At 69.1% G+C, this 13,192-nt stretch carries 9 protein-coding genes and 3 pseudogenes; 2 read left to right on the top strand and 10 right to left on the bottom strand.

The genetic code is table 11. The annotated features are described in order from the left end of the window. Positions 1-157 precede the first annotated feature (157 nt). From J7E87_RS36590 to J7E87_RS27585, 7 genes and pseudogenes are all read right to left on the bottom strand, one after another. Positions 158-429, bottom strand: a pseudogene (locus J7E87_RS36590) (hypothetical protein); the annotation flags it as partial. Between the two features lie 90 nt (positions 430-519). Beyond that, a pseudogene (locus tag J7E87_RS27610) lies at positions 520-786 on the bottom strand (CNNM domain-containing protein); the annotation flags it as partial. A gap of 232 nt (positions 787-1,018) precedes the next feature. Beyond that, positions 1,019-2,098 carry a C40 family peptidase gene (locus J7E87_RS27605; RefSeq protein WP_215097261.1) on the bottom strand — a complete coding sequence of 360 codons (1,080 nt, stop codon included), beginning with the start codon at positions 2,096-2,098 and terminating at the stop codon, positions 1,019-1,021. Between the two features lie 16 nt (positions 2,099-2,114). After that, positions 2,115-2,597: a poly-gamma-glutamate biosynthesis protein PgsC/CapC gene (locus J7E87_RS27600; RefSeq protein ID WP_215097260.1), complete on the bottom strand. Its 483-nt coding sequence runs from the start codon at positions 2,595-2,597 to the stop codon at positions 2,115-2,117. 124 nt (positions 2,598-2,721) lie between these two features. Further along, positions 2,722-4,146 (bottom strand): poly-gamma-glutamate synthase PgsB, encoded by a 1,425-nt coding sequence (pgsB, locus tag J7E87_RS27595; RefSeq protein WP_215097259.1) that lies wholly within the window; start codon positions 4,144-4,146, stop codon positions 2,722-2,724. Positions 4,147-4,152: 6 nt separating this feature from the next. Continuing rightward, complete coding sequence (locus J7E87_RS27590) at positions 4,153-6,396, bottom strand: cache and HAMP domain-containing protein (protein WP_215097377.1); 2,244 nt, start codon at positions 6,394-6,396, stop codon at positions 4,153-4,155. A 168-nt stretch (positions 6,397-6,564) separates the two neighbouring features. Then, complete coding sequence (locus tag J7E87_RS27585; protein ID WP_251018109.1) at positions 6,565-7,731, bottom strand: CapA family protein; 1,167 nt, start codon at positions 7,729-7,731, stop codon at positions 6,565-6,567. A 29-nt stretch (positions 7,732-7,760) separates the two neighbouring features. On the opposite strand from J7E87_RS27585, the gene J7E87_RS27580 reads away from it, so the two are divergent. Next, the gene (locus tag J7E87_RS27580; protein WP_251018089.1) at positions 7,761-8,753 is read left to right on the top strand and encodes a hypothetical protein; all 993 of its coding nucleotides are present in this window, start codon (positions 7,761-7,763) and stop codon (positions 8,751-8,753) included. Here the strand turns inward: J7E87_RS27580 and J7E87_RS35465 are convergent. The 3 genes and pseudogenes from J7E87_RS35465 to J7E87_RS27570 form a co-directional block, all read right to left on the bottom strand. Further along, positions 8,752-8,919, bottom strand: a pseudogene (locus J7E87_RS35465) (cation:proton antiporter); the annotation flags it as partial. The gene J7E87_RS27580 and the pseudogene J7E87_RS35465 sit on opposite strands and share 2 nt — an antisense overlap. 142 nt (positions 8,920-9,061) lie before the next feature. Further along, a complete protein-coding gene (locus J7E87_RS27575; RefSeq protein ID WP_251018088.1) occupies positions 9,062-9,343 on the bottom strand; it encodes a hypothetical protein in 282 nt (93 codons plus the stop codon). Between the two features lie 543 nt (positions 9,344-9,886). Beyond that, complete coding sequence (locus J7E87_RS27570; RefSeq protein ID WP_215097256.1) at positions 9,887-10,528, bottom strand: HNH endonuclease family protein; 642 nt, start codon at positions 10,526-10,528, stop codon at positions 9,887-9,889. Between the two features lie 1,183 nt (positions 10,529-11,711). Between J7E87_RS27570 and mptB the strand changes: the two genes are divergently transcribed. Further along, the gene (mptB, locus tag J7E87_RS27565; RefSeq protein ID WP_215097255.1) at positions 11,712-13,160 is read left to right on the top strand and encodes a polyprenol phosphomannose-dependent alpha 1,6 mannosyltransferase MptB; all 1,449 of its coding nucleotides are present in this window, start codon (positions 11,712-11,714) and stop codon (positions 13,158-13,160) included. Positions 13,161-13,192: the final 32 nt, after the last annotated feature.

Genomic DNA, 13,192 nt, shown 5'->3' with positions numbered 1-13,192 from the left:
GGTCGGCCATCCTCAAGACGTGCTCGCTCTGCATCATGCACGCGATGATCCCGGATCGCTCCTTGGGCCGTGAAAGGTGCTCAGGGGTGGCCGACGACAACCAACGGCAAACGATCCGCCGCAGCTCACGACCGACGGATTCCCAGGCCGTCTCTTGCTCATCCGTAGTCGGCGAGATCCCTCGCTCGGCAACCCACTTCACCGCGTACTTCTTGAAGTTGACCGCCCCGGCATCCGGGTCCCGCCAGTCCCCGCGGGTGAGGTCTGCTTCAGCCTGGGACAGCCAGACCTCGGCATCGGATTTGGTCTCGAAGGTGTCCGGCGCACGTCGCCGCCCCCGACCGGATCGAGGTATGAGGCTGTCCAGCGGCCGGAGCGGTACTGGCGTACCTCGCAGGATCGCGGCGCGGGTGTCGCCCACGGTGTGATCCGGACGCCGGGCCATCGAGCAAGTGCCAGGCTCCGGAGGCCTCTTGAAACTGGAGCGCGTATTCGGCTTCGTTCACGTCGCGGCCGGCCTTGTTTGAGCAGCCAGAGCAGGGGGCGGACCACCTTGGCTACCGCACGGAAGGGCGGGGCGAGCAGCATCGCCGAGCGCGCGGGGTGGGCGATGGCCCAGGATTTGGGGGCCGAATCGCCGACGACCATGTGCAGGAACCCCACGATGATCACGGGTGCGGCGAACGCGAATCCAGTAGTTGAGGCCCGTAGGCAAGCCCAGCTTGACCAACAGGGGGTCGAGTTCGTGTGAGATGGCGGCTTTGAGATGGAGCCGAGCCCCAGGGTTCCGCGCCGCCGGTCAGGGATACGCCTCCGGGCTCGCCGGAGTCCTCGATGGTGACGGTTCTCTCCAGGGAGCCGTATTCGTCGATGACGAGCGCGAACCCCACCGAGCCGGTCCCCCAACCGTCAAAGGATCGGTTCGATGCCTGGAGCCATGGAACTGACCGAGCCATGCTTCTGCACTGCCCGTAGTCGCCACTGCTGCGAGGGGAGCCGAGCCTCCGACAGCGTTGCCTCACAGGCGCTTCGCGCTGCGCAGGGTTTTGGCGTAGTAGCCGTTACCGTCGAGCCGGGAGACTCCGCCGATGTCGCCGATGGTGGGTCCGTTGACCTCTTCGCGGCTGGAGATGAAGATCAGGTGGCCTTCGGTGTCGTGGCCGAGGACCATGCCCACGTGGTCCAGCCGTTGCCCGGTGCGGGTGTCGAGCTTGAAGAAGACGAGATCGCCCGGCTGCAGTTGGTCGATGGCGGAGGGGCGGTCCTGTGCCGAGATGCCGGTCAGCGGCAGGACGTCCACGCCCTGCCGGGAGCGCGCCATGCCGTTGGCCGTGCGCGGCAGGCCGTCGCCGGACGCGTCCGACGACATCAGGGGGTAGCGCGCGCGGTAGCCCAGCACCATACGGATGAAGCCCGAACAGTCCAGGGACCGGGCGCGCATGGCCTCCGGCGTGCCTACGGCACCGTCCCGGTAGGGGTACCGGGTGCCGAGGTAGTCGTAGAAGTCGGACTGCTCAAGGCGCAGGTCGCCGCCCTCGGCCCCGGAGGTGTTCAGCGGGCCGAAGTTCGCGTCGCCCGCGAAGACGACGCCTTGCCCGTCCTTGCGCTGCGGTGCCCCCGCCAAGTACTGGAAGGCGAAGGCGAAGACGTCGTCCTCCTCGCTGCCCGCGTACTGCGCGTACCAGTCCTTGAACCACTTCTGCTTCTCCGCGCCCTGGGACCAGGGTTCCGGCATGAGCCGTACCCAGTCCGTCGTGGAGACCTTGGACGCCGTGGAAGTCGGCTCGGCGAAGGTCCGTGCCGGGCCTGTCAGTTTCGCCATTCGCACTCCGTCGGTCAGGACCGCCTTGACCTGGCCGTCGGCGCCGCGGAGCACGCTGCGTGCCGGGCTCTCCAGCCGGGACCACCGTTCCCCGGTCGTGTCCTCGGGCGTGCCGGCCTGTCCCCGGGTCCCGTTGAGCACGCCGACGTTCCGCACCTCGGTGACGCCCTGTTCCTCGTGCTTGCGCAGTTCCAGGGTGAGGTACCCCGAGGCCGCGACGAGCCCGAGGACCACGAGGCCCGAGAGGAGCGGGCGCGATTTCTTCTTCCCTGCCATGGTTGTTCCTCGATTTTCAGGCGGCGGGCATGACGCCGAGCAGCAGGCCGGCGGCGACGACGATGTAGGCCATGAGGGAGACGGAGGCCGTCGCCAGCAGGGTGGGCCCCTTGGGCTGGCGGACCAGCTGGTAGGCGATGAGGCCGGGGACGATGAAGCCGAGGGTCTGGTTGCCGTACAGGAGTGGGAACTCGAGGGACAGGACGATCATCACCGTGGCCTGCAGCAGCACGCCCAAGAGGACCACCGCGGCGAACAGCCTCTTGCCGTACAGGATCAACAGCCGCTGCATGACCTTGGTGCCCGCGTAGGTCAGGGCGGTGACGCCCACGACCATGGCCGCCCGCTGCAGGTCCTCGATGAGGGTCAGGGCGAGCCAGCCCGGTGTGATCATTCCCCCGGGGGAGAGGTTGGTGGTGAGGTAGCACAGCAGGGAGAAGAACAGACCTATGGCGATGCCCAGGGCGGCCATCTCGGGGGTCAGGGTGGCGGTGGTCAACGGGGGCTCCGGGCGCGTGTACGGGTGGTGAGGCGGAACGGTCGGCAACGGCCGACGGCCGTGCGGCCGTCGGGGTCAGGTGCGGAGGCTGTCGGTCGTCCTCAGAGGCATGAGGCTGGAACGATCAGTAGGCATCCTTGGTCCCGGGCCGGCTCCACCCGTTTTCAGACCCGTGCTGCACAGAGAGCGGCCCCGGCTCGGGATGCGCGCCGACCGCCTGGGCCGGGATCCGCACCAGGGGAATCTCCTGGGTCTGGGCGGCCTGGTACCGCTCCTCGTAGGCCAGGGGATACGGGGCGTAGGGGTCCAGGCGAGCGGGCTGTGCGGCGGCATCGAACGCCGCGTCCGGACCGGTTTCGGAACCGCTGTCGTCCGCCGGGCGTCCGGCGAGGTACTCCAGCAGCTCCTCGCCCTGGCCGTGGATGTTGCCGATGGCGACGAGCGAGGAACCGTCGGGCATCCGGCCGAGCAGGGCCGGCATGAACTCCTCGGCGGGGCGCCGATCGCCGCCCAGGTCGATCGCTCTGTCCCGCCATGGGGCGGGGATGGCGTCGATAGCGCTCTTCGAGGGGTGTCCGATGACGAAGATGTTGTCCGGTTGCAGCTCGGGGATGATCTCGCCCATCTGCCCATTGCGTTCGACGCGGTCGGGCCGGCAGTTGATCACGACGTTCAGCGGGCGGTTGATGGCCCCCAGGTCGAGTAGCTGGTTGACGTTCATCAGCGTCGACTCGGGGTCGTTCGCCGCGAAGACGTTGGCGAAGGCGAGGTGCTTGTTCTCGGCTGTCACATAGCGTTCCACGGACAGGACACCCGGGTCCGGGGGCGCGTCGTACATGCCCTGCAGGGCGACCTGCCGCTCGACGCCGAGGAGCTCCGCGACGGCCAGGGCGATCGCGACGTTCTCCTTGAAGGTGAACCAGCTGAAGCCCCGCAGCTCTGCGTCGGTGACCGACTCGGGGTCGGCATAGACGAGCCGGCAGTTACGGGCGTCCGCCTCCTCCTGAAGGATGTGGAACCGCTCCTTCTCCGCGGTCACGCAGATGCCGTTCTCCGGCATCGAGCGGCACAGGGACCGGGCCACGTCGTCCAGGGTGGGGCCCATCTCGGCGAGGTGGTCCTCGCGGACGTTGCACAGGACGCCGATGGTGGAACGGATCAGCTTGCTCTGGTTCACCTCCTGCAGAGCGGGCATGACGGCCATGCATTCGATGACGAGGGCATGGGGCCGGTACGTGGCGGCCCGGCGCACGATGCCGATCTGTTCCACCACGTTCGCGATGCCGAACTTGCGGTAGACCGGTTCCTCGGTCGCGTCGGGGTGGATGAAGCGCGCGGCCGTCCCCGTCGTCTTCGCGACGGTGACGAGACCTCCGCCGCGCAGGGCTCCCGCGCACAGCCGGGTGATGGAGGACTTGCCCCGGATGCCGTTGACGAGCACCCGGGTGGGGATGGTGTGCAGGGCGGCGTAGTGCCTGCGCTGTTCGACGATGCCCGCGATCAGCAGGAACACCCCGCCGGTCAGCAGGACGAAGTAGAGGTAGAGCACGTCCTGTCACCTTCCGCCGACGCTGGGCCGTGGCTCCGCGGGCCGGCGTGCCTGGTTGTGTCTGTGGGCCTGCGCCTGCTGGCGCAGGAGTTCGAGGCTTCGGACGACGGCGCCCACCTCGTCCTGGTAACGGGGATACAGCACGGTCTTGAGGTCGCCGTCCGCGAGCTTCTCGGCACCGGCGGCAAGTGCTCGCAGCGGTCGTACGACGACCAAGTAGATCCAGCCGAGGCAGAAGATGATCGCGGCCAGTCCGAGCATCCCGGCGAGCACGCTGCGGTCCTCGCGCTCGTACGGGGCGATCTGGAAGCGCTCGGCATCCTGCCAGCTGACGACTGTCCAGCCGATGTCGGCCGTGACGCCGCCACCGGAGAACGGGGCCGCCGCGGCGACGGTGACACCGTCCCCCTCCCGGATGAGCAGGCCGTTCTCGACCGGGCCCGCACCGACTCGGACGCCGGCCGCCCGGACGAGGTCGGTCAGGGCATTCGGCGGCAGCTTCTCGAACGCAAGGAATCCGTCGCTGGCGGCGATCGTCAGGCCGGCGGAGTCCACCACACGGACCTCCCCGAGGCCGGGCCGGGCCAGAAGCGAGTTGAGAAACTCCACCCGGATCTCGCCGACCAGGGTGCTGCCCTTGCGCTCCGGTACCGGAGCTCCGGCCTGGATCACCGGCTCGTTGCCGCCCTTGCCGGACACCCGGACCAGAGGCAGCTCCTTGCCGCGGCTCCAGGCATGAGGCTCCGCGCCCGCACGGGCACGGACCTCGCCGTCGGCGTCCACGACGTACAGGGCCTGGTAGCGGGTGTGTCTGCCCAGGGCGTCCTGGAGCAGGCGCGTCGTGTCCTCGCGGTCGTCCGCACCGATCAGACGGGAGGTGGAGACGAGGTCCGTCTGCGCCTCGTTGAGCGCCCTGCGGAGCCGGTCGGCGATCAGATCCGTACGGTCCCGCTGGTCGTTGACCATGGTGGTCGGCACGCTGACGGACCCGTCCGTTCGATTCAGCAGCAGACCGACAGGCACGCACCACAAGAGCAGCAGCGCGGCCGTCAGCGCGAGCGGTCCGCGCCCTCCGACCCGGATCCCTTTGCGGAGGGCGGTGTCGGAGCCGTCACCGTCACCGCCCAGCTGTCGGCGCAGGCGCTCCAGGGCGGAGCCGATGCGGGCGGCTTCTCCCCAACGGGGCACTGTGACAGGTCGAATCAGATCGCCCCGGGCGAGCCGGCGCGACTCCAGGAACAGTCGCAGCAGAGGCCGCTGCACGGTCGCCCAGAGCACGCCCACCGCCAGCAGCCCGAGCACGACGAGGACGCCGGCCGCCGCCAGACCGTACAGCTCACGGTTCTGCTCACCTGTCTGCTGTTGCACCACGGGCAGCAGGGCCACGACCGTCAGTCCGAGACCGGCGGCCACGCTCTGCTTTTCTTCGGGGTTCGAGGAGGCGAGTGAGGCGTACCCGGCGGTGGCCACGCGGCCGTTGTACTCCCCGCCGACAAGAGTGCCGCTGACGCCGGGGTAGCCCCGCGAGCCAGGCTCTTTGGCACGGACGGGATGCTGCTCGCTCCGCGCCGCCGCCTGGTCGGACAGCAGGCTCATCTGCTTCTGGAGGAAGGCGAGCTCCTGGCGCTCCTGGTCGGAGTTGAGCGCTTCGGCCTGCTCGAAGCCGGCCGTGCCGAGGACCTCGCCGTCCTCGGCCACCACCGCCATGGTGCGGAACGGGCCGAGGTTGATGGCGGGCACCGACAGACTGCTCGACGCGATCAGAAGCTGCTGCGGCCGGTCCTTCCAGTCCAGGACCGCTGTGGTCATAAGGCGCACGTCCCCGGTCTCCAGCCGCACCATCCGGGGTGTCAGAGCCCGCTCACCGGTGAGGACGTCCCTGTCCAGCCAGACGAGAGGGATCGACTCTCCCCGCTCGGCCAGCACATCTCCGCTCTCCAGGTCCAGCACGCTGGTGCCGGTCCACTTCTGGTAGGTCCGGCCCAGGTCCGACAGGATGCGTTCGGGCTTCACCGGGCGACCCGCGCTCAGCGCCGTGGCGGTGCGCTCCAGGTCCGTGACCCGTTCGTCGATCGAGGCGCGCAGAGCGATGGCGCCGTCCTCCGCGAAGTGCTGCTGCGAGGACAGCACCGCCTTCGGCGCGACCATGTCCTTGGTGGGGCCGAGCACCTTCGCCGTCAGGCCGGCCAGGGTGAGGATCAGCACGCACAGCACCGCTATCGGCGGACGGATGCCGCCGAGGAGCGGCATGTCCGCGCGCCGGCGGCTCCGTCGCCGCCCTCCTCGCACGGAGTGCGCGGCATTACTCGATGTCACTGGTGGTCTTTCCTGACTTCTATCGCCGCGGGCACGAGACCGCTGCTGACGCGGGCCCGGGGCGCCGCCACGAGGGGCACACGGAACGGGCTGTGTTACGGCTCAGTCCTTGAGGGAGAGCTCGGTCAAACCGTCGCCTCCCGGAGCTCCCCGGTTGTAGAGGAAGCCACGCGTCCGGTCCGCGGCGAGGCGGTAACGGGCGAGCCGGTCCGCGGACACGTCACCCGGGTCGTCGAGCATCTGCCTGACATCGACGAGCCGGTGAGCTTCAACGGCGCCTTCGGGGAGCTTTTCACCCGGCTCGACCTCGGGCGGGATGTCCACCAGCGTGGTGCGGTAGCGGGCGGCGACGTCCCATCCGGAGTCCGTCTCCCGGAACTCGAACCAGCCGATCGCCCCCTCCTCGGTGAGTCCCGTGGGCGACGAGTGCCGGGCCACCTGGTTGCCCAGGCTGTAGGCGACCCAGGTGCCGTTCAGCTTCTGGATCGGCTGCACCACGTGCGCGTGGTGCCCGATCACGAGATCGATCCCGGTCTCCTTGGTGATCCGCTCGGCGAGCTGCAGCTGGGGGACGCTCGGCTCGTTGTAGTGCTCCAGGCCCCAGTGGACCGAGAGGATCACCACCTCGGCACCCTGCTTCCGGGCCCGGGCCTCGGCCTTCTTGATCTCGTCCGTGCCGATCCGGTTGAACGCCCAGCGTTCCTTCTCTGGCGTCGGGTTGAGGAACGACTCCCACGAGTAGGACAGGTGCGCAACCTTGACGCCGTTGACGCTGCGGATGTTGATCTCATCCGCTTCCTCGGGGGTGCGCGCCGAGCCGCTGTGGCCGAGCCCCACCCGGTCCATGGTGTCCAGGGTGCGGCGGACGGCCTTCAGGCCGTGGTCGTAGGTGTGGTTCGAGGCGGTCGAGCAGGTGTCGTATCCCACGTCCTTCAAAGCCGTGAGGATCTGCGGCGGCACCAGGAACTCCGGGTATCCCTCGAAGGGGCCCCGGGGCTTGCCTACGGGAGTCTCCATGTGACAAATGGCCAGGTCGGCCTTGCTGATCACCGGTTGTACGCCAGCGAGCAGCGGGCCGAAGTCCAGCCCGGCGCTCCCCTTGTCGGAGCTCTTCGCGTCCTTGGCGGCCTGCTCCACCAGCTCGGGATGGATGAGAACATCTCCCGCGGCGGCGACGGTGAACACGCGCCCACCTGGCTTGCTCTGCGACCCCGAAGGGGTCGACGCACAGCCGACGGCGAGTACGGCGAGGACCGCCACCCCTGCCAGCGCACGACCCCTACGGAGAGAATCACAAAATGTCACCGGCCGATCTTCACACGTCTGCCAAGATCGACTGCTCGCAGGGCATCACGAGATCATCACGTTCTCTTCGCGTTCTCGCCATCCTTGGCTTCGCGCTGGCGCTCCTCGGCTGCCAGGCGACATCGCGCGGCGACGTGGAGGCAGAGCGTCCGCAGGCCCGCGAGCTCGTGGACCTCGACGACCGGGTCCTCGAATACGCCAAGCAGGCCGAAGTTCGGGCGCCCTACACGCCCCCAAGTGACACCCAACGGGAACGCCTCGCCCGCGGCGTCGGTCATCTCCTGGACGGCGACCTCGAAGAGGCCGAACAGCTCCTCGCCACCGTCGGCTTCGAGGTGACCAGGCTCACGGACACCGCGTCTGGCCGACGCTACGACGAGGTCGCCGCCCGGGAACCGGGAACCAAGGCGCGGTGGGGGCGGCTGTACGTCAATGCCGACGCCGGCGTCCGCTGGAACGTGCAGGTGCCGCACCCGGTCGCCGACCGCGGCACCGAAATCCTCGGAGCCCGGCTCCTGGAGAACACGCCGGGTGGCGCGCTCGTCCTGGCCGGAGCTCACCGCACCTCCGGCCGGGGAGACGCGGCAGACGTCGCACACCGCACCGACAGCGCCTTTCACGCCATCGTCTCGGAACTGCAGAAGCGCGGCGTTCCGGGATTGCAGCTGCACGGCTTCGCGAGAGCGTCAGACCGCCCTTACGACGCCATACTCTCCACCGGCGCCGCACAGACCGCACCCGAAGAGGCCGCGATGCTGGCCGACTTCATGGAAGGCGGCGAGCTCCGCGTCTGCAGGGGATGGTCCGACCGGTGCCCCCTGGAAGGAGCCACGAACGTCCAGGGGAAGGCGGCGAAGCGCCACAACACGACATTCATCCATGTCGAACTCGCCCCAGAAGCCCGGGGTGACGAAAACGAGGCCGCACAAGCGCTGACAGCCCTCTCCAGGCTCCTCTCGACCTGGTCCGACGCCGGAAAGCAGTGACCACCGGCAGGGCGAGGCTTTCGTTGATCCCGCTCCCGACGTTGGGCAGCTCGCCCAGTTGGGTCGGGGCCTCGTTGCGGCCCACGATCGCCGAGGCGAACACTGGGTCGGTCGGCGCAAGCACGGCTCCGACGAGGAACGACGTCGTTCAGTCCAGGCCCACCAGGCCGCCGAGCGCAGTATGGCTCACCCTTCTCCTCGTCGATCCTGCGCGAGCTGCGACGCTACGACTCGCCCCGGTCTTCGACGGGACGCCGCGGCCGACGCCGCAGCTGTGGCGGGAGGTGACGCGGCTGCACCGCTACGGATCAGATGCTGTCGGCTGCGTCCAGCTCGGCCTTCCGCCGGCGGGCGTAGCCCTCCAAATCGCATTTGATGGTCATGACTTCCTCGACCGGAATGCGGATTGGCCAGCAGTAGTGGCCGTCGCACGAGCGGGGGAAGCTGCCGTCGATGAGCGAGATACCACTGAGCACCACCCCGCCATCATCGTCGATCTCTGTGCAGAGGACCGGGTGGAAGGAGCAGTCCTCGTAGATGTCTCCCACGCGGATGCCCGCCGGGTTGCGCGGGTCTATCGCCTCGTTCATGCCGCCCAACATGCCATGACGGGCCCGCGAGTGCTGCTGAGACTTCGGCGGCCGCCGTCTCAGTTTCCTTCTCATGCACCCGCGTCCGAGGAGGTTCACCGCCGTACGGACTCGGCTCCCGCACCAGGAACGAGCTGCGTAGCGAAGCCGTCGCTCACGCACACGGTCGGCTGCCGACCCCCGTGAGCCGACCCGGTGCGCACCAGATGGGCACCAGAACAAGCGGCAAACCACGGTCAACAGCGGGTCTCTATCCACAAACCCTGACGCCTGGATGGCGGACGTACGCCCAGGTCAGGCAGGCCAGGCCGCCAAATGATCAGTGATTCCCAAGCTCATGGCTTCATGGACGCTCCAAGCGCTCGGAGCGGATCACAGGCTGCCTCGCGCATCGCATGCACCGCTCGATGTCGATCCTGCATTGGGCCGGCCCTCCCATGCGCTCCGCAGTCGCCACGGCCGGTCGGCGCCCCAGTGGTCCGTCCCGCCGGATGCCTCCAACGGGACGGACGTAGTGCTGCCCGTGACGAGAAGTCGGGTCTGTCAGCAGCCGTTTAGGACCGAGGACAGGGAGCTCTTCTCGGCGGAGTCGACCGAGAGGCCGTAGTAGTACTTCACCTGGACCCAGGCGCGGGCGTAGGTGCACTTGTAGGCGGTGCGGGAGGGCCACCAGGTGCCGGGGTCCTGGTCACCCTTGGACTGGTTGACGTTGTCGGTGACGGCGAGCAGCTGGGGGCGGGTGAGGTCGTTGGCCAGGGCCTGCCGCTTGGACGTGGTCCAGTTGTAGGCGCCGGAGTCCCATGCCTCGGCGAGGGGGATGAGGTGGTCGATGTCCACGTCGGAGGCGGCGTACCAGGTGGCGCCGTCGTAGGGGGAGTACCAGCTGCCGCTGGTGGCCGCGCAGGAGGAGTCGGTGACGACGCCGGAGCCGTCGCGCTTGAGGACCGTCTCGCGGGTGTTGCAGGCGCCGCTGATGGTGATCCAGTGGGGGAACAGGTCGCGACTGTAGCCGGTTCTGGAGTGCTCGGTCGTGGCGGGCATCGAGGCGAGGTAGGAGCGGGCGGTGCTGGCGCTGACCGGGGTGGGCAGAGCGGCCTGCGCCGGGGTGGTGCCGAAGAAGGTGAGGACGGCGGTGGCGGCGGCCACCAGGGCGGCAACTACGCTGCGGCGGGCGGTTATTCGCATGATGTATCGACTCCCGAACAGGTTGAGGGGCGGGGCGCGCTCATCCTGGCCCGGGATGGTCTATGCGAGTAGACCTCGGAGGGTGAAATTCCTGTGACGATAAGTCAACAACGCTCACCCACTGGCTGCTGAGGTCAGGCCCTCCGTGCCAGCAGCCGAGGCTGCTCGAGTTGATCCGTACAGCAGCGAAGCACGGCAATCATGGTGACCGGTACCAACCGTCGGCAGCCCCAAAGCCATTGATGACCGAGCCCGCAGTCCCCAGCGACCGTCCCTGCAGTAGTTCGGGTCGAGGGGCATCTCTACCGCTCAACCTGACGCCAACAGCCTTGGACAGCGCCAGGCCTACGTGAACGCGTACGGCAGGCAGACAGTCGACGCAGAGGCGGGACGCTGCGCCGCCGTCTGGGGGCAAGTGGTCGCGTACCAGATCCGTGCCAGAACGAGCGGTCGGCCACGGTCAACGGCAGAGACGGCCGGCCTGAGTGGTGACTCACCGGGTCCGCCGGCCATTGTCCGCAGCGACCAGCGGAGACCAGGTACGCACACGGTGGTGCGGAGCGATTCTGTGAGCAGCATCAGCCCGCCTTGCCCAGCCGAGCAACCGCCCGCACCAATGCCGCCACGTCGCGAGCCGCTTCCGTCGACAGCACCGGGCGCACACTCCCGGGGCCCTCCGTATTCGTCCTTGCCTGCCATTCGAGTCCTGCCGTTTCGAACCCCGCGCTCTCCAACGCGTCTGCCGACTCCCCGCCGGGCATCCGCCGCATCACGCCAGCCCGCCACGTAGTCGACCCCACGCACCCACACCATGTCGTCAGGGTTGAACGGCTCGCTCTCGAAACCCGCGTCCTCTGGGTCGCACCTGCACGCACTCAGTCATGAGCCAGAGCCTGGGCCGGACCAGGACCCGCCAACCAGGCCGCGCAATGAGTGCTGCTCAGAGCTCCGCGCGACAGCTTCCCAGCCAAAAAGGCTATGAAGGAGGCTTGACTGTGGTCATGGGGCCAGGTATGTCAGGTGCGGCAACGTCCCTGCCCGGGCTTTTCCCGGGGTGAGCCATGGGAGGGGAGTGCGCCGTGTGCGGTCGTCCGTACGTTCGTAATACGGCCGACATGCGGCGGCCGCTCGATGGCGATGCCTGCGTCGCCTTTAGGACACCGCCCGTTGACAGTCTGCCCAGATGCTGGCCGTCCCCGTCTCCCTCGACACCCACCGCTGCCAACTGCTGGGGCTGCTGGGTTCGGCAGCCCTCGCCGCGGGCGGTGTGACCGTCGGCGCGCTGCCCGTACGGGATGTGCTCGCCCCCGAGTCCGGCGGGGCCGCGCTCGGGCTCGTCGCCGCGTACTTCGGACTCGTACTGCTGGTCGCCGCCTGGGCGCTGCTCGGGCGGGCGGTGCGCGGTCCCGAGCCGCCGGGTCGGCGCACCCTGCTGCTCACGCTCGGGCTGTGGGCCGCGCCGCTGCTGCTGGCGCCACCGCTGTTCAGCCGGGACGTGTACAGCTATCTCGCGCAGGGAGCGATGGTCGACGCGCAGATCGATGTGTACGCCAACGGCCCCTCCCGGCTCGGCGGCCCGCTGAACGCCGAGGTGGCGCCGCTGTGGCAGCACACCCCGACTCCTTACGGACCGCTCTTCCTCGCCTGCGCGACCGCGATAGCCGACTTCTCCCGTACCGAGGTGTTCACCGGAGTGCTCGGCATGCGGCTCGTCGCGCTGCTCGGGGTCGCCGTGATGGTCCTCTGTCTGCCCAAGCTGGCCCGGCACTGCGGGGCTGACCCGGCCACCGCGCTCTGGCTCGGAGCGCTCAACCCCCTGGTGCTGCTGCATCTCGTCGGCGGAGCGCACAATGACGCGATCATGCTCGGGCTGCTGGGCGCGGGGCTGGTGGCGGCGCTGGGCCGGTGGCCGATCCTGGCCGTCGTACTGGTCACCCTCGCCGCCCTGGTGAAGGCCCCGGCCGCGCTGGGGCTGTTGGCCATCGCCCTGCTCTGGGGCCGGCAGCTCGCGGGGCGTACCCCCCGGCTGAAGGCCCCACGGGTGAAGGCCGCACTGGCCGTGTTCGGAGTCTGCGCGGCAACGACGGCGGCGACAACGGCCGTGGCAGGTACGGGATACGGGTGGATAGCCGCCCTCGACACCCCCGTCTCACCGCAGAACTGGTCGATAACCTCCTCCCTCGGCCGGATGACGGGTGCCCTGCTGGAGAACGCGGGCAGCGGCCTTGCCCAATTCGCCGCCCCCGCCTGGCACTTGGCGGGTCTGGCCGCCACTGCACTGGCCATACTGATCGCCTGGCGGCGCCATCTGCTGCGCCCGGTGTACGCACTGGGGCTGAGCCTGATCGCGGTGGCCGTCCTCGGACCCGCGATACGGCCTTGGTACGTGCTGTGGGGCCTGTTCCTGATCGCCGCTGCCGGGCCCGACCGGCCGGTGCGCCGGGCGGTCGCCGCGGCGAGCGCCGTACTGGCCCTGGCCGTACTGCCCAGTGGCTTCGCACCGCAGGGGCCGCAGGTGGCGCTGGCGACCTTCGGCGGAGTCCTCGCGGTGCTCGCGCTGTGGTGCACACACCGCATCGCGGGACGGGCCTCGTCCCGCGCCGGGACCGGACCACTGGGGAGCGCCGCATGAACCGGGGAGCGTCACGTGAAGAAGAGTCCCGA

The sequence above is a fragment of the Streptomyces sp. ISL-1 genome (assembly GCF_018614585.1).
Classification (GTDB): Bacteria; Actinomycetota; Actinomycetes; order Streptomycetales; family Streptomycetaceae; genus Streptomyces; species Streptomyces maoxianensis.
Note: the sequence above shows the minus strand (reverse complement) of the source record. Positions and strands in the feature narration are given on the sequence as shown.